The following is a 16,766-nucleotide window of genomic DNA, read 5'->3' as shown; positions in this document are numbered from 1 at the left end:
CAGAAACAGCAATCCCAACGGATGGCAAACGCTCATCCCCGGGTCACGTGTTCAGGCAGTCGGTTAGTACTGTGAGATCAGAACCGTTCTGCCCGAAGGGTTTTTGCTACAATCATAATGCCCTCCTGCGGCTATGGTTCACGAAGTGAGAGGTTGGACATCGACCCAAGCGGGGCTCGTTGTGGCTGCTTCCTTCCGGACCTGACCAGGTTGGCGAGGCGCTCGCCCGCGCCAACCTCTCGATTCTGGATATAGGGAAGGCTTCGGCAAAAGACAACCCGTCAGAGCGTCAGGCGAATGCGTGCAAAACCGTCGTCATCAGGTTCCAGAATACTTGGCTCGAACATGCTCAATTCATCAATGTACTTCAAAGCACCGGGACCCGTTCGAAGAATCGTCGTTGCCCCCGATTGCGACACCAGAGAGAAAGGATACGGCTGCTGGGCCAACGGATCGGGCGGCAGGCGTTGGGTCATGTAATCCCGCAACAGGTCCCTGATTTCCAGCGGCGGCAGATTGATAGCTTGGACTGAAGAGATGTGCGGGAAATGTCCCCCTCCGCTTGCTCGGTAGTTGTCGAGTGCAATCACGAAAGTCTGATCCGACTGCACGGGTTGGCCCGCGCATGTCAGACCGTGAACACGCCTGTGCCCGGGATGAATCAATTGACCCTCGACATCATATCGCGGTGGTTGCGAAGGGTCGATCTGATAGGACAGGCCGAAGATGATATCGAAATTGTACCCCGCCCGATCCCGGTCGAACAGTTCGATTTCGGCGCCGGGCAATTGTTGATTGAATGCGCTAGCCGACATCTCCAACCATTCCAGCAGATGGGCGCCTGTGATCTGGATTGCGCGCAGTTCATTGGGGAATACATGCAGGTCCGCAACGTGACGCAGACAAATTTCACCAGCCGGAACGTCCGTGTAATACCGGGGGCCGGAACGCCCGCCGCCTTTGGCCGGTGACACGGCAGACAGCAACGGAAGCTCTGCAAGCGCATTACCTTGTAGAAAAGCGCGCAATGCGGCAGCTTGCGCCGAAGCCACCAGCGTCAATCCGCGATCCGGAGCACAGAAACTGAAGTAGCTGTGCAAGTTTTCAGAGACGCGTGCAACAGGCGCAGCCATGTCCTGTCGGGTCTGATGATGTGCGGTTTCGACAAGGCGCGCAATTTCCATGTCTTCACCAATTGCAGCGCTGCCACCAAAAACAGGGTGCAATTCTGTATGGCAATCAACAACGCGCAGTCCTGACTTTGGCTGCAGTGTAACGGTCAAATCGATGACCCCAAGATATGCGCCTGCCGAGCCGGGCATGACAACCGGTGTTCCGTGCACCAGCCCTTTCGCGTAATCCACACCGGGAGTTCGGGTGTTACTGTTTCCGGGAAGAGTCAGGTGAGTGTGCCCGGCGACGACAGCGTCGATGCCTTCAATCGCAGCCAGGGGGATAACAGCATTTTCAGTGCCAGCCGTTACTTCCGTGTTTCCGAGGCCGGAATGGGCGAGCGCAACGACCAAATCGCACCCCCTTACCCGCAGCAAATGCGTAAGAGATCGTGCCGCGACAATGATGTCTTCAGCCACAACATTATCGTTCAGATTATGTTCTTCCCAACGGGTTGTTTGCGGTGGAAGAACTGAAAACACACCAACGCGAATGGGCACATCCTTGTTGCCGACCGACACGGTACGGTCCAGAATGGCATAACGTTGCCATGACTGTTTTTCTCCAGACCGATGAAGGTTGCCGCAGAGAACCGGACAGGGGGCTTGTGCAAGGATCTTGTCCAACGACGGTAGCCCGAACCCGAAGTCATGGTTGCCCAGGCTTACCGCATCATATTCCAGCGCCCCGAATGCCTGCATCATCGGATGGGGATTGCTGTGCCGCACTGCCCATTCGCCCAACGGCGTTCCTTGAAGCGAATCCCCATTGTCGAACATCAGCACCAGTGCATCTGTGACCTCCTTTCGGGCTTTGCGGATCAGGCTTGCGGTGCGGGTCAACCCAAGCGTTGGGTCCTTTTTGTCCGTGTAATAATCAAAACCGGTCAGATTCATATGCAGGTCGGTAGTGGCAAGAATACGAATGTTCCCAAAATCATCCGTGGGTTGAACCTGTTTCGAAGGGTTTTGCTTCACTTTTTTATTCTGCTTTTAAATGTGGTTATCGACTAAATTCATCAAAAAGTATCGTAGATGAATTTTCCGAGACCACCATGCGGCTTTTCAGTGGCAGGGCCGTGGGATTCGCGTCTTTGAATTGTCATTGCAACACGGGCTGAGACATGGCAGCCCTGTGCGCAGGACCAGAAGGAAATCCAATGAAAAACGCAGAGCAGGTGACCTTTGGCGGCTCGGGCCTGGATCGAGCGGCGCATCTTCGTGGGGATTCGGACGAGCTGGCCGAAATGACGCGCAATCCTGCTGCGCGATGCGTGTTGCTTTGGCGGGGGAAACTGCTGGTAACGGGTGAGGCGCTGGATCAGCTTGCCCTAACCGCGATGACGCATCCGCTGGTCAATGATGGCCCCGGCGGTGTAATCGAAGCCCCTGTGTTTCTTGGCCTTGGCGCGAAAGGTGTACCTTTGTTCGCGGCGGATATCTCAGCTTGGGCTGCAGAGGGGTTGGACCTGACTGGTCTGGGCGAATTTGTCGACAGATCCGAGCAACAGCACCCGGACTTGCCGGAAGGGCATGTGTTTGCCGAGCTTCGAAGGATCATGACGCGACTTTCCGCGCGAGATGCGGAATTGGCCGCGTCGGCCAAAGCGGTTATTGGGTGGCACGAAACACATCGCTTTTGTGCTCGCTGCGGTGCAGCCAGCGAAGTGTCGCAAGGGGGATGGCAGCGCAGTTGCCCCTCCTGCGGTGGGCAGCATTTCCCACGCACCGATCCGGTCGTGATTATGCTGATTACGCACGGGGACAGTGTGCTGATGGGACGCTCTCCGGGGTGGCCCGAGGGGATGTTCTCCTTGCTGGCGGGATTTGTTGAGCCTGGCGAAACGCTGGAAGCAGCGGTGCGCCGCGAAGTAATGGAGGAGGCTGGCGTGCCTGTGGGTGCGGTTTCTTACTTGTCCAGTCAACCCTGGCCGTTCCCGGCATCCCTGATGTTCGGATGCGCCGGAAAGGCCCTGTCGCGCGACATCGTGATCGATCCGGTCGAGATTGAAGAGGCGATGTGGGTCAGCAAATCTGAAATGATGCAGGCGTTTGCCGGTGAACATCCTCGGTTGTTGCCAGCGCGCAAGGGAGCTATTGCTCATTTTCTGCTTCAGAACTGGCTTGCAGATACGCTGGACTGAAGGAAAAACTGGTTAAGCCAGATACAATAAAGGTCATTATGCAGTTTTCAGCGCGGGAAGATATCGAAGCCCCAATCAATTCGGTGTTTGACATGGTGTCAGATTTCGAAAGGTTCGAGCGTATGGCGATGCGTCGTGGCATCGACGTGCGGCGCCTGGATGCGGGTGCAATGGTGATCGCTGGCACTGAATGGAAAACGGAATTCAAGCTACGTGGAAAGCCGCGCCAGATGTCAGTGGTGATGACGGACTACGACAAGCCGTCGCAAATGCGGTTTGAAGCTGCCAGCAAGGGCATGACCGGCCTGACGACAGTAGATTTCCTGGCTCTTTCCCCCCGCCGGACACGTCTGAACGTTGAGATGTCACTGGCCGCAAAAACCTTGCCCGCACGGCTGCTGTTGCAATCCATGAGGCTGGGGCAATCAAGGTTCCGCAAACAATTTCAGGTGCGGCTCAGCGAGTTTGCGCGTGAGTTGGAACAGCGTCATTTGCATGGGGCATAGGCGATAGCCAGAGCCCTGATCAGGGCAAGACATACGCAAGAGGGCCTAAATGGCGCACATTATTTTTCTGCATGGCGCATCCAGCAGCGGAAAATCGACGATTGTGCAGGCGTTGCAAAAGAAGATTGAAATGCCGTTCTGGCATATCTCAATCGATCATTTGCGCGATTCCGGCGTTTTGCCATTAAGTCGCTATCGCAGCGGAGAGTTTGATTGGTCCATCGACAGGTCAGCGTTCTTTGATGGGTTTCATCAGTCACTGGCGGCGTACTTGGCGGCAGGTAACAATCTGATTCTGGAACATATACTGGACACGGCAGGGTGGGCCGAAGAATTACACCGCCTGTTCCGCCCTTTTGACGTTTTGTTCGTAGCTGTCCATTGCCCTGTTCCGGAATTGAACGAACGGGAACGTTTGCGCGGCGATCGCCCTGTTGGCAGTGCCGAACGCGATCAGTCATTGATCCACGCAGGCAGAGTTTATGATATCGAGATTGATTCAACAGAAAGTGTAGAAGCTAACGTTCACGCAATCCTTCAGGCATGGCGTAGCGATCTGCGCCAATCTGAATTCAGTCAACCAGTCGAATGACGCGTCAGCCGCGCGGTTGAGCTGCCGGATAGACGCCAAGAACTTCGACATTGGTCGTGAAATGCTCAAGCTCGTCCATGGCCAGCTGAACATTTCGGTCTTCAGGATGACCGACGATGTCTGCGTAAAACTGCGTTGCAGTGAAGGACCCATCGACCATGTAGCTTTCCAGCTTGGTCATGTTGATCCCGTTGGTCGCAAAGCCCCCCATGGCTTTGTACAGCGCGGCGGGGATGTTGCGGACCTGAAACACGAAGCTCGTGATCATGCCGTGATCGCCGCGGCGTGACAAATCCGCCTCTCGTGACATGACAAGGAAACGGGTCGTATTGTCGTCGTTGTCCTCGATATGGCGGGCCAGCACATTCAGGTCATAGATTTCGCCCGCCAGTTCACTGGCCAGAGCTGCAGAATGAGGATCACCGACCTCGGCGACTTCACGCGCAGCACGGGCATTGTCCGGACTGACACGACCGCGAATGCCGTGTTCTTTCAGGAAACCGGAACATTGCGGCAGCAACACCAGATGCGAATGCGCCTCGGTGATGTCTTCCAGTTTGGCGCCCGGTACACCAAGAAGGTTGATGTGAACACGTACAAAGGCCTCATCGATGATGTGCAAACCGCTATGCGGCAACAGGCGGTGAATATCGGCGACCCGACCATAGGTCGTGTTTTCGACCGGAAGCATCGCCAGATCGGCCGCGCCCGAGCGCACCGATTCGATCACATCTTCGAATGTGCGGCAGGGCAGGGCCTCCATATCGGGTCGCGCGTTGCGGCAGGCCTCGTGACTATAGGCGCCGGGTTCGCCCTGAAAAGCAATGCGATTGGTCATTTGGTCGATTCCATGCAACAAGTTCGCTTTTTGGTCGTTTCGTCGCGGTGTCTATACCTTGCCTCTCGCAAGTGGAAGCCTTAGACACCTGCCCAGACAGCTGAAATGGACACGCGATCAATGTTCGACACGATGACAGTTACCAAGGCCGCCGCAGGCCTGTTTGGCACTTTCCTGGTGCTGCTTCTGGCCAAATGGGGGGCGGACGTCCTCTATGCTTCCGGTGGCCATGGCTCGGCTGAGGCCGCCTACATTATCGAAACCGAGAGTTCGGGCGAAAGCGCCGACGGCGAAGAAGTGGTCTTCGAAGACCTGCTGGCCGCGGCTGACGTCGAAAAGGGCGCGCGAGTGTTCCGCAAGTGCACCGCGTGCCACAAGCTGGAAGACGGTGCGAACGGCACTGGCCCTTATCTGTACGGCGTTGTTGATCGCCCGGTTGCTTCGGCCAACGGTTTCACCGGGTATTCGGCCAGCATGCAAGCGCATGGCGGCAACTGGACGCCTGAGGCGCTGGATGCATTCCTGGAACGCCCAAGCGCATACATCTCGGGCACGTCGATGAGCTTTGCCGGTCTGAAGAAGCCGCAGGATCGCGCAGACGTGATTGCCTATCTGCAGACAATCGGCAACTGATTGCCTGACAGACCAGAGAAATTCCAAGCCGCTGCCCCGCGCAGCGGCTTTTTTTGTCTGAAGGAAACTTCACAAACCGCTCACGCATTCTAAACTTGAATCTGTCAGTGCTGGCAATTTAGCTGGCTGGCGCGAGATTAAGAACTGGAAAAAAGCAGGAGAAACTGCAATGGCGAAAACAGATGGCCCCACCTTCGGGTGTGAAATTGACCGCAGAACAACCTTGCAATTGCTTGGTGCCAGCGCGCTAGCGTCTTTTTCGCCAGTAACGGGATACGCAACAGGGGTTGAGGAAGAGGAGATCATTCGAGCGCACGGATACTCTTTTTTTGGCGACCTCAAATACCCTGCTGATTATCAGCATTTTGACTATGTGAACCCGAATGCACCAGTTGGTGGAGAGATATCGGTCAGTACGCGTGGTACGTTTGACGGGATGAACCGGTGGAACTGGCAAGGCAAGGCCGGCCTGTATTCCGGATTGGTTGCCGAAGGCATGTTTGGTGACGGCCCGTTTGGAACGGCGACCCCAGCGGATTCAATTACCGAGCAATACGGCCTGATTGCCGAAGCTGTTGAATATCCGAAATCCAAACGCTGGTGCGTGTTTCACATGCGCCCGGAAGCAAGATTTGCTGACGGATCACCCGTGACGGCTCATGACGCCGCCTTCACCCATGATCTGTTCCTGGAGCAGGCGATCCGCAGTTATGCACGCGCGGTCAAGCTGCGGATTGAGGGATATGAAGTCATTGATGATCATACGATCAGGTACAACTTCGTGGATGGCGTTTCTCGCCGATCACTGATTTCGCAGGTTGGCGGTACGCCGATATTCTCGAAAGACTGGTACGAGAAAACCGGTGAAAGACTGGATAAGCAGAGCTGGAACATACCGATGGGAAGCGGCCCGTATGTTCTGGATAGCTACGAGGTCAATCGCTATATCATTTACAAACGTAATCCAGACTATTGGGGATGGCATCTTCCGATCAATCGTGGGCGGCACAATTTCGAACGCGTGAAGGTCGAGTACTTTACTGATGATGCCGCAGAGTTTGAGGCTTTCAAAGCCGGGCTTTACACGTTTCGTGCCGAAGGCAGCACTAAGAAATGGGCGACCGGATACGATTTCCCGGCAGTCGAAAAAGGCTACGTCAAACTTGAGACGATACCTGACATGACGCCGCCGTCACCGTCGGGCTTTGTGTTCAACCTGTTGCGCGAACCATTCACGGATATCAAAGTCCGAGAGGCGCTGGGGCTTGCTTTCAATTTCGATTGGACCTCTGCCTCGCTGCAATACGGTCTGACAAAACAGCGCCACTCGTTCACGGAAAACTCGGAAGTGCAGGCCTTTGGCGTACCAGAAGGTGCGGAAAAGACCTTTCTGGAAAGTTTGGGAGATGTGGTCCCCGCAGAGCTTTTCACCGAAGAGGCTGTCATGGCTCATTCTTCAAACCCTGACCGTCCAACCGACCGCCGCAACAAGCGCCGCGCACTCAAGCTGTTGGAAGAGGCAGGCTGGTCCGTAGGAAGCGACGGTAAACTGCGCAATGCGGATGGTGAGTTGATGCAGTTCAAGATCATGATGTCCGGCGCATCTTCAGACACAATCGAGGCTATCATTTCGACCTATGTCGAAACGCTCAAAAGCTTCGGCGTGACCGTTGAGGCCGAAAAGGTCGATACCGCGCAGTATGCCCAGCGGTATTATGACAAAGACTGGGACATGATGTTCTTCCGCAATCAGCCGTTTGAAGTGGCTGGCACGAACCTGAAACAAGCCTATGGTTCCGAAACAGCAGTTGTCTCCTCCTACAATCCTCAGTCGCTGCAGGACCCGCTCATCGACGCGATCATCGATGAATCCCTGAACACCACCTCGCGCGAAAAGGAAATCGCAGCCCTGAAAGCGCTCGACCGCGCGCTTCGGTTCCGGCGCATTCAGATTCCGGCCGGATATGTAGCCGAAAGCTGGGTTGCTTACTACGATATGTACGAGCATCCTCCGGAATTGCCGCCCCGCGGGCTTGGCTATCTGGATTTTTGGTGGTTCAACGAAGAAAAATACAAGGCTTTGAAGGCCGCAGGTGCGTTGAGGTAAAGTACACTTGGGAGCATATATTCTACGACGCCTGCTGTTGGTTATTCCAACGCTATTGGGCATTATGATCGTCAACTTCACGCTGGTACAATTTGTGCCGGGTGGACCGATCGAACAAATCCTTGCTCAGATGCAGGGCGAAGGTGATGTATTCGCCGGATTCGCTGGGGGCGAAGGTGCCACCAACGAAGAAACCTTTGGTTCAGATAGTGAATATGTCGGCGCACGCGGGTTGCCGAAAGAGTTCATCGAGGATCTGGAAAAGGAATTCGGCTTCGACAAGCCGCCGCTGGAGCGGTTCCTGATCATGATGGGCAACTATCTGACCCTGGATTTCGGTCAAAGCTATTTCCGTTCGATCAGCGTGATTGATCTGGTGTTGGAAAAAATGCCGGTTTCGATTTCTCTGGGCTTGTGGTCGACATTGATTGCCTATCTGGTTTCGATCCCACTGGGCATTCGCAAAGCGGTCAAGGATGGCTCCCGGTTCGATACCTGGACCAGCGGGACGATCATTGTGGCCTACGCGATCCCCGGCTTCCTGTTTGCCATTCTGCTGCTGGTGCTGTTCGCCGGTGGTTCGTATTGGCAAATCTTCCCGCTGCGTGGTCTGACGTCGGACAACTGGGACAGCCTGAGTTTTTTCGGCAAAATCGCGGATTACTTCTGGCACATTGCGCTGCCGACAATTGCGCTGACGATCTCGGCCTTTGCCACATTGACGCTGCTGACCAAGAACTCGTTTCTGGATGAGATCAAAAAGCAATATGTGATGACCGCCCGAGCCAAAGGGCTGAGCGAGCAAAAAGTTCTGTATGGCCATGTGTTCCGCAACGCGATGCTGATTGTCATCGCAGGATTTCCGGCCGTGTTTATCGGCGTGTTCTTCGGTGGTTCGATCATCATCGAAACGATTTTCTCGCTTGATGGTCTGGGTCGTCTTGGTTTTGAAGCTGCCGTGGCGCGGGATTATCCGGTGATTTTCGGTACGCTGTTCATTTTCGGCCTGATGGGGCTGGTTGTCGGCATCATCAGCGATCTGATGTATGTGCTTGTCGACCCGCGCATCGATTTCGAAAAGCGGGAGGGATAAATGGCTCTGTCCCCTCTGAATCAGCGCCGCTGGAGCAACTTCTGCCGCAACAGGCGCGCCTTCTGGTCACTGATCATTTTCTCGGTGCTGTTTGGCCTGTCGCTGTGCGCCGAGTTCATTGCAAATGATAAACCCATCCTCGTGAAGTACCGGGGTGAGTTTTATACACCGATCTTCAACTTCTACGCGGAAACCGAATTTGGCGGAGACTTCCAGACAGAGGCTATTTATCGCGACCCGGAGGTTCAGTGTCTGATAGACAGCGGTGGTTTGGAAGAGTGTTTTGACGACCCCGAAGGTATCATCGAACAAATCGACACCGGTACGTTTCAGGCCGACGGATTCGAACGCGGCTGGTCGCTTTGGCCGTTGCTTCCCTATTCCTACAACACGTCGGTAGATCGCCCCGGGGCCGCGCCATTGCCCCCCAACGGTCAGAACCTTCTGGGAACCGATGACACCAAACGCGATGTATTGGCCCGCGTGATTTATGGCTTCCGCTTGTCGATCCTGTTCACACTGTTTGTGACGGGTGCGGCCAGTCTGATCGGTATATTTGCCGGTGCCATTCAAGGGTTCTTTGGTGGTTGGCTGGACCTGATCTTTCAGCGGATCATCGAGATCTGGTCGGCGACACCGTCGCTTTATGTCATCATCATCATGTTTGCGGTATTGGGGCGAAGTTTCTGGCTGCTGGTTGCGTTGATGATCCTGTTCAGTTGGACCGGACTGGTGGGAGTGGTGCGCGCAGAATTCCTGCGGGCGCGAAACCTTGAATATGTGCGCGCGGCCCGGGCGCTGGGCGTGGGCAATATGACCATTATGTTCCGCCATATGCTTCCCAACGCGATGGTGGCGACGCTGACCTTTATGCCGTTCATCGTCACCGGAACCATCGGCGGTCTGGCTTCGCTGGATTATCTGGGCTTTGGTCTTCCGTCTTCGGCCCCCTCGCTAGGAGAACTGACATTGCAGGCCAAACAGAACCTGCAGGCTCCGTGGCTGGCGTTCACCGCCTTCTTCACCTTTGCCATCATGCTGTCCCTGCTGGTCTTCATTTTTGAAGGCGTGCGGGATGCGTTTGATCCCAGAAAGACATTCTCATGACCGTTGGCGCAAGTAACAGTGTGGTCGCAAGGATGATCAGATATGCGGCTGCAGCGGCTCTGATCTATATCGCCTGTATGCTGGGATGGCTGGGCTGGGATTTCGTCCAATCCCACCCCCATGGTTCCTTTCGGTTCGAAGTATTTGGGCTCTTCTTCTTTGTTCTGTTTGGTCCGGGGACGTTTTCATTGCTTGCCACTGCCGTCACTTACGCCCAAAAACGGTCTTTTCCGACATTCTTGCAGGTGACCGCGCTGATCAGCGCTGTTTGGGTCGGCTATATGTATGCAGCTTTGGAAGGGATCAGCGTATGAACAGCGAAACGTGCTTGCTGAACGTGCGAAACTTGCGCGTATCCTTCCGGCAGGACGGTCAGATCAGCGCGGCGGTCAAGGGTGTGTCCTTTACCGTAGACAGGGGTGAGACAGTCGCCCTGGTAGGAGAGTCCGGGTCGGGTAAATCCGTTACCGCGCTGTCGACCGTTTCGCTGCTGGGTGACAGTGCTCTGGTCGAAGGGTCTGTGACCTATGACGGGCAAGAGATGATCGGCGCCTCGGAACAGCATCTGATGGATGTGCGGGGCAATGATATCAGTTTCATCTTTCAGGAGCCGATGACCTCGCTGAACCCGTTGCACACCATTCAGAAGCAGATGGCAGAATCGCTGGCGCTGCATCAAGGCGTGACAGGTGACGCGGCGCGGGGTCGGATATTGGAGCTGTTGAACAAGGTCGGCATCCGCGACCCCGAGGATCGGCTGGACAGCTATCCGCACCAGTTGTCGGGCGGGCAGCGGCAGCGCGTGATGATCGCCATGGCGCTGGCCAACAAACCCGACATCCTGATTGCAGACGAACCGACAACGGCGTTGGATGTAACCATTCAGGCGCAGATTCTCGAGTTGTTGGCAGAGCTGCAGAAATCCGAGAATATGGGGATGCTATTCATCACCCATGATTTGGGCATCGTGCGCCGGATCGCCGATCGGGTCTGTGTGATGAAGGATGGCGAAATTGTCGAAACCGGTGTGACACAGGACATCTTCGACAATCCGCAGCACCCTTATACCCGCAAACTTCTGGCCGCAGAGCCCTCGGGACAGCCTGAAGCTGTTGCAAGAGATGCGGAAGAGGTTGCGCGCACCGATCACCTCAAAGTCTGGTTCCCGATCCAGCGCGGGTTTCTGAAGCGCACGGTCGGTTATGTGAAGGCGGTGAATGATGCCACGCTGAGCGTACGCGCGGGCGAGACCTTGGGAATTGTGGGCGAAAGCGGGTCGGGTAAGACCACGCTGGCGCTGGCGATCATGCGGTTGATCGCATCCGAAGGCGGCATCACCTTCCGCGATCAGGATGTGCGAAAGTGGTCCACGAAACAGCTGCGCCGACTGCGCAAGGATATGCAGATCGTGTTTCAGGACCCGTTCGGCAGCCTCAGCCCACGTATGACCTGTCAGCAGATCATTGCGGAAGGTCTGGCAATTCACAATATTGACCCTCACCGCGCACCGCGCGAACTGGTCGCTGAGGTGATGACCGAAGTGGGTCTGGATCCTGCGGCGATGGACCGATATCCACACGAGTTCTCAGGCGGTCAGCGTCAGCGCATCGCCATTGCGCGTGCGATGGTTCTGCGGCCCAAGCTGCTGGTTCTGGACGAACCGACCAGTGCGCTGGACATGACGGTTCAGGTTCAGATCGTCGACCTGCTACGCGATCTGCAAAAGAAATACGGATTGGCTTACCTGTTCATCAGCCATGACCTGAAAGTGGTGCGGGCGATGTCGCACAACGTGATCGTCATGCGAAACGGGGATGTGATTGAAATGGGTGCGGCAGAGGATTTGTTCGAAAATGCTCAGACCGACTATACCCGCGAGTTGATTGCTGCGGCGGGCTGAGGCCAGCCCGCCTTCTTCAGTTCATCACGCGTTTGCCTTTTCTTTGGACGCCGCTTTGGGCACAGGTCCACGCAGTTCTTCATAGTGGTCAAAGCTTAACTTGACCCACCCGGTTCCGCGCGTGGCACTGGCGAGAGTGCGATGCAACTCATCCTCGGCAACGGCGGGAATCTGAGCGTTGAAGATTTCCCAGCCTGATGCGTTTGGGTTGCCTTCAAATCCCAGGACCTGTCCTTGCAGAGAACTTATTGTTGGCACGAGATCGCCAACAAAATCGGAAGGCAGGTGAATTTCAGCGCTCAGGATCGGCTGCAGAACCACCGGCTTGGCCTGAGGCAACGCCTCACGTACGGCGTTCTTGCCTGCTGTTCGGAACGCATAGTCGGAACTGTCCACGTTGTGGTGTTTTCCGTCGCTCAGGGTCACTTTGACATCGACCACCGGAAAACCCTCGGGCCCTTGTTCCAGCGCGTCCTTGGCACCGTGTTCCACCGACGGGATGTAGTTCTTGGGAACCGCTCCGCCTTTGACCACCTCTTCGAACTGGAACCCTGATCCGCGTGGCAGGGGCGCGACCGATATCACCACATCCGCGAACTGCCCCGCGCCGCCGGATTGCTTACGATGGCGGTGACGATGTTCGATAGGCGTGCGGATGGTTTCGCGAAAAGCAGTTTCGACCTGATCCGCTTCAATCTCGATCCCGAAATCCTCGGCCAGCTTGGTGGTCACGCGGCGCATGTGCTGTGGACCTTGAGAACCAAGAACCGCGTGGCCGCTCAGCTCATCTTGCTGCAAGTGCAGGCCGGGGTCGATCTCGGTCAGACGGCTCAGGGCGTTGGACAGGCGAACATCATCCCGCTCATGCGAAGGCGAGACGATCTGACGATGAGCGATCGGATGTGAGGCCGCCCATTCCGGCAGTTCTGTCGCCGAATTGCTGTCATAAATATAACCAGGGTTGAGGTGATCGGATTTCACCGCCAAACCGATCTGCCCGGCTTCCAGCGTGGCAATCTGGGTTTTGGCATCCAGCGTTGTCAGGTTGCCTACGGTTTCACCGCCCAGAGCCTCGTGGGCTTGCACGCCATCTCCGAGGCCGCGCAGAACGACGATTTTACCGATGTGTTTCTTGACGTCTGCAAAACCGGCGATGGCACGAGCGCTGTCCGCGGCCTCATCGCGCCCGGCGGCGATATTGAACTCCGGGGCTTCATGGCGCAGCGCTTTCATCAGCCGCGTCAGCCCGTTGCCGTGGCTCGCAGCACCCAGGCAGGCGGGGATCAACTGATGATTCTGCAGGACCTGTGCGGCCAGATCATAAACTTCGTCACTTGGCGGCTGTTTGTCTTCGATCAGCTGTTCCAGAAGGTTGTCATCGAAATCAGACAGGGTTTCTAATAACTCGGTCCGGGCTTCCTGCTCACGGTCTTCGACGGATTGGGGCAGTTCGATCAGGGCCGAGGGTTGGCCCTCCTGATACTTCCAGGCCCGTTCCGAGATCAGATCAACCGCGCCGATGATTGTTTCTCCTTCACGGATCGGCACCTGACGCAGGGCGATGTGATGGGTGCAATATGTTTGCAGTGAGGCGATGATATCGCGGATGCGGCCGTTGGGGTTGTCCATCCGGTTGATGAACAGAAAGCATGGGATGCCGGCCTCTTCTACCAGCCGCAGATAGGGCGCGCACAGAACGGCGGCATTAGGGTCGGGGGGCACGACAACGACGGCAGCGTCCGAAATCGCCATTGCGGGCCCGACATACGCCAGAGCGTCGCCGCCTCCGTCTACGTCGATCGCGCACCAGGGCTCGTCCAGGTAAGAAAAACCGTGCAAATGCACGGTTCCGGAAACATCGAATGTGGTGGGGCGCCCGTCGAGGCGGCTGATGGCCTCGACCAGCGTAGATTTGCCCGCTTGGCTGGGCCCGAGGACGGTGAAAACGCGCATGAGTGTTGTCCCTCTTTCAGGTTGCAGAATGGCTGCACGAAAGGGACCGACCGACGCATTTGCGCCGACAAGGATTGTCTGTATTTTGCCCGCCTCAGGCTGCAGGGTGAAACGTCATCCTGCAGCCTGAGTGTGGGAAAAACCGCAGGCGTGCGTCAAGCCCCTGATGTGTATTCCGCTGCACGGGCTGAATGCAGCCCGCTGAAAAAGGTCAGATCGCCGAGCTGTGCCCAGCCTTGCTGAGATCATAGGCATCAAAGCTGCGGGCGATTATCCGGGTCAGCGCACGCGCTTCGGGCGGCACATAAAGCCCGTCTTCGGTTATCTGCAGCAGCCCGTCGAAAGAAGCATTGGCCGCGCGATACATCTCGTCCAGTTCAGCGGCAGATACATCGTGATCCCGCAGGATTTCTGCAGTGTCGATTTTGAAATCGCACATCAGCGCCTCGATCAGGCGCGCACGCAGAATGTCCTGACCCTTGAAGAGGTGACCTCGGGATGTCGAAAACTGCCCGTTGCGAATGGCTTTGGTATGGGCGGATGTGGCAGGTGCGTTCTGCGCGTAGCCTTGTGGAAAGCGCGAGATCGAACTGGCTCCGACACCGATCAGAACATCGGCCTGATCGTCGGTATAGCCCTGGAAGTTGCGCTTAAGGCGGCCCGCGCGCAACGCATGTGTCAGCCCGTCATCCTGGGTGGCGAAATGGTCGATGCCGATCTCGGCATATTTGTCCCACAGGAACAATCGCCGGGCCGTGTCAAAGAGTTCGAGGCGTTGTTCAGGTGTGGGTAGAGCGTCCGACGGAATCAGCTGTTGCCGCTTTGCCATCCAAGGCACATGGGCGTATCCGTAAAGCGCTACGCGATCCGGGCTGAGTGACAGGAGTTTCTGCACACTTTCGGTCATCCGGGTCTTTGTCTGATGTGGCAAACCGTAAAGGATATCTGCATTCAGGCTGGAGATGCCACGCTCGCGGATCATGTTGATGGCGTCGCGTGTAGTATCGTAGCTTTGAATTCGACCTATGGTTTTCTGGATTTCGTCATCGAAATCCTGCACCCCAATCGACGCGCGGTTCATGCCAGCGTCTGCCAGCGCATCCAGACGCGCCTCGTCAATCTCGTTCGGGTCGATCTCGACCGAGAATTCGGCATCAGGCCCCATGGGTACGATACCCAGGATGTGTTGTGCCAATTCGCGCATCAGTTGGGCGTTCAGCAACGTTGGTGTGCCGCCGCCCCAGTGCAGACGCGACAGGACCACACCCTCAGGCAACCGCGCTGCCAGAAGGTCCAATTCGGCCTTCAGAACGTCGACATAGGCGATCACCGGATTGTCGGTTTGTGTTCCCTGTGTCCTGCACGCACAGAACCAGCATAGCCTGCGGCAGAATGGAACATGAATGTACAGCGAAATTGCACTGCCGGGTTTGATCCCGGAAATCCAGTCGCCAAACATGTCTGCTCCCACGTCGTTGCTGAAGTGGGGGGCGGTGGGGTAGCTTGTGTAACGCGGTACTTTCGCGTCAAAAAGTCCAAGCTTTGCCAATTGTGGTTTCACTATCATGGCGATACCCTTAGGAGACAGACGACTTGGTTGCTTTGACGGAGATCAAGTAGGAACGCGCATGACAGTAAAAGCACAGTTTGACCACTCTAATTGCGGAGATTGCCCGATTCGACATCGTGCGGTCTGTGCCCGTTGTGATGCCGATGAGCTGGAAGAGCTTGAAAGCATAAAGTATTATCGCAGCTTTGAGGCGGGTCAGACGATCATCTGGTCGGGGGATCAGATGAATTTTGTCGGCTCAGTCGTGGCTGGAATCGCCTCTTTGACGCAGACGATGGAAGATGGCAGGACTCAAATGGTCGGTCTGCTGTTGCCCAGCGATTTCGTGGGCCGCCCAGGGCGCGAGACAGCACCCTACGATGTTCAGGCGACGACCGATGTCGTGATGTGTTGTTTTCGCAAGAAGCCTTTCGAAGAACTGATGGATCACACCCCGCACATCGCCCATCGCCTTTTGCAGATGACGTTGGACGAACTCGACGCCGCCCGCGAGTGGATGCTGGTCCTTGGGCGCAAAACAGCGCGCGAGAAGATTGCAAGCCTGTTGTCAATTATCGCCCGTCGTGACGCGTCGATCAGCCAAAAAGGTCTGTCTGGGTCCATCGTGTTTGATCTGCCCCTGACCCGAGAAGCCATGGCGGATTATCTGGGCCTGACGCTGGAAACGGTCAGTCGGCAGATATCAGCATTGAAAAAGGACGGCGTGATAGCGCTTGAAGGCAAGCGGCATGTGACCATCCCCGATCTGGGTCGCCTCATGGAAGAGGCGGGCGACGATTCGGATGGCGGCTTTCTGGTCTGACTTGAACCACTTTCTTCAGGCGACACTTGCCGCAGGGTTTTGTTGTGGAACTATCCAACACAGGAGCGTGGCATGGAATTCGGCAGTTTGTTGGCAATGCTGCTCATCGGCGCAATCGCCGGTTGGCTGTCCGGCAAGATCATGGAAGGCCGTGGGTTCGGTCTGTTCGGCAACATAATTGTCGGGATCGTCGGCGCGTTTTTGTCAGGGCTGATTTTTCCGGCGCTTGGATTTGCGGTTGGCGGCGGCCTGCTTTCGTCGATCTTCTTCGCAACAACAGGCGCCGTAATTCTCCTGTTCCTGATAGGTCTCATCCGCAAAGGATGACAAAAGCCGCCAAGTCAGGCGG

The 16,766-nt window shown here is 56.1% G+C and carries 15 protein-coding genes and 1 other RNA gene; 11 read left to right on the top strand and 5 right to left on the bottom strand.

The genetic code is table 11. From position 1 onward, the window contains the following. Positions 1-143: 143 nt before the first annotated feature. Together ffs and ACR0K5_RS11450 are read right to left on the bottom strand one after the other, a co-directional pair. Positions 144-242, bottom strand: an RNA gene (gene ffs, locus ACR0K5_RS11455) — signal recognition particle sRNA small type. 39 nt (positions 243-281) lie between these two features. Then, positions 282-2,150, bottom strand: a complete 1,869-nt coding sequence (locus ACR0K5_RS11450) for a bifunctional 2',3'-cyclic-nucleotide 2'-phosphodiesterase/3'-nucleotidase (RefSeq protein ID WP_480629774.1) — start codon at positions 2,148-2,150, stop codon at positions 282-284. Between the two features lie 182 nt (positions 2,151-2,332). Between ACR0K5_RS11450 and nudC the strand changes: the two genes are divergently transcribed. Genes nudC through ACR0K5_RS11435 form a run of 3 tightly spaced genes read left to right on the top strand, consistent with a single transcriptional unit; the run spans position 2,333 to position 4,414 of the window. Beyond that, positions 2,333-3,316 carry an NAD(+) diphosphatase gene (gene nudC / locus ACR0K5_RS11445; RefSeq protein ID WP_480629773.1) on the top strand — a complete coding sequence of 328 codons (984 nt, stop codon included), beginning with the start codon at positions 2,333-2,335 and terminating at the stop codon, positions 3,314-3,316. A 38-nt stretch (positions 3,317-3,354) separates the two neighbouring features. After that, complete coding sequence (locus ACR0K5_RS11440) at positions 3,355-3,822, top strand: SRPBCC family protein (RefSeq protein WP_480629772.1); 468 nt, start codon at positions 3,355-3,357, stop codon at positions 3,820-3,822. Positions 3,823-3,871: 49 nt separating this feature from the next. After that, on the top strand, positions 3,872-4,414 hold the full coding sequence (locus tag ACR0K5_RS11435) for a chloramphenicol phosphotransferase CPT family protein (protein WP_480629771.1): 543 nt from the start codon (positions 3,872-3,874) through the stop codon (positions 4,412-4,414). A gap of 4 nt (positions 4,415-4,418) precedes the next feature. Here the strand turns inward: ACR0K5_RS11435 and ACR0K5_RS11430 are convergent, their stop codons facing one another. After that, entirely contained in the window at positions 4,419-5,252 is an 834-nt protein-coding gene (locus ACR0K5_RS11430) for a prephenate dehydratase (protein ID WP_480629770.1), read from the bottom strand. 120 nt (positions 5,253-5,372) lie between these two features. On the opposite strand from ACR0K5_RS11430, the gene ACR0K5_RS11425 reads away from it, so the two are divergent. The 6 genes from ACR0K5_RS11425 to ACR0K5_RS11400 all read left to right on the top strand — a co-directional run bounded on the left by ACR0K5_RS11425 (position 5,373) and on the right by ACR0K5_RS11400 (position 12,092). Next, positions 5,373-5,885 carry a c-type cytochrome gene (locus ACR0K5_RS11425; protein ID WP_480629799.1) on the top strand — a complete coding sequence of 171 codons (513 nt, stop codon included), beginning with the start codon at positions 5,373-5,375 and terminating at the stop codon, positions 5,883-5,885. Positions 5,886-6,054: 169 nt separating this feature from the next. Next, positions 6,055-7,992: an extracellular solute-binding protein gene (locus ACR0K5_RS11420; protein WP_480629769.1), complete on the top strand. Its 1,938-nt coding sequence runs from the start codon at positions 6,055-6,057 to the stop codon at positions 7,990-7,992. Between the two features lie 7 nt (positions 7,993-7,999). Next, positions 8,000-9,085, top strand: coding sequence for a microcin C ABC transporter permease YejB (locus ACR0K5_RS11415; RefSeq protein WP_480629768.1), 1,086 nt, complete (start codon positions 8,000-8,002; stop codon positions 9,083-9,085). Continuing rightward, complete coding sequence (locus ACR0K5_RS11410; protein ID WP_480629767.1) at positions 9,086-10,192, top strand: ABC transporter permease; 1,107 nt, start codon at positions 9,086-9,088, stop codon at positions 10,190-10,192. A gap of 32 nt (positions 10,193-10,224) precedes the next feature. Beyond that, positions 10,225-10,506 carry a hypothetical protein gene (locus ACR0K5_RS11405; protein ID WP_480629766.1) on the top strand — a complete coding sequence of 94 codons (282 nt, stop codon included), beginning with the start codon at positions 10,225-10,227 and terminating at the stop codon, positions 10,504-10,506. Next, positions 10,503-12,092 (top strand): ABC transporter ATP-binding protein, encoded by a 1,590-nt coding sequence (locus tag ACR0K5_RS11400; RefSeq protein ID WP_480629765.1) that lies wholly within the window; start codon positions 10,503-10,505, stop codon positions 12,090-12,092. The genes ACR0K5_RS11405 and ACR0K5_RS11400 overlap by 4 nt, the downstream gene beginning before the upstream one ends. A 24-nt stretch (positions 12,093-12,116) precedes the next feature. Here ACR0K5_RS11400 and ACR0K5_RS11395 read toward each other — a convergent pair whose 3' ends face one another. Further along, entirely contained in the window at positions 12,117-14,045 is a 1,929-nt protein-coding gene (locus ACR0K5_RS11395; protein WP_480629764.1) for an elongation factor G, read from the bottom strand. A 211-nt stretch (positions 14,046-14,256) separates the two neighbouring features. Then, a complete protein-coding gene (gene hemN / locus ACR0K5_RS11390; RefSeq protein ID WP_480629763.1) occupies positions 14,257-15,612 on the bottom strand; it encodes an oxygen-independent coproporphyrinogen III oxidase in 1,356 nt (451 codons plus the stop codon). Between the two features lie 61 nt (positions 15,613-15,673). Here hemN and fnrL point away from each other — a divergent pair, with 61 nt between their 5' ends. Continuing rightward, positions 15,674-16,417: a transcriptional regulator FnrL gene (fnrL, locus tag ACR0K5_RS11385; RefSeq protein WP_480629762.1), complete on the top strand. Its 744-nt coding sequence runs from the start codon at positions 15,674-15,676 to the stop codon at positions 16,415-16,417. Positions 16,418-16,489: 72 nt separating this feature from the next. Then, complete coding sequence (locus ACR0K5_RS11380) at positions 16,490-16,744, top strand: GlsB/YeaQ/YmgE family stress response membrane protein (protein WP_480629761.1); 255 nt, start codon at positions 16,490-16,492, stop codon at positions 16,742-16,744. Positions 16,745-16,766: the final 22 nt, after the last annotated feature.

This window comes from Ruegeria sp. AB9 (assembly GCF_056542585.1).
Note: the sequence above shows the minus strand (reverse complement) of the source record. Positions and strands in the feature narration are given on the sequence as shown.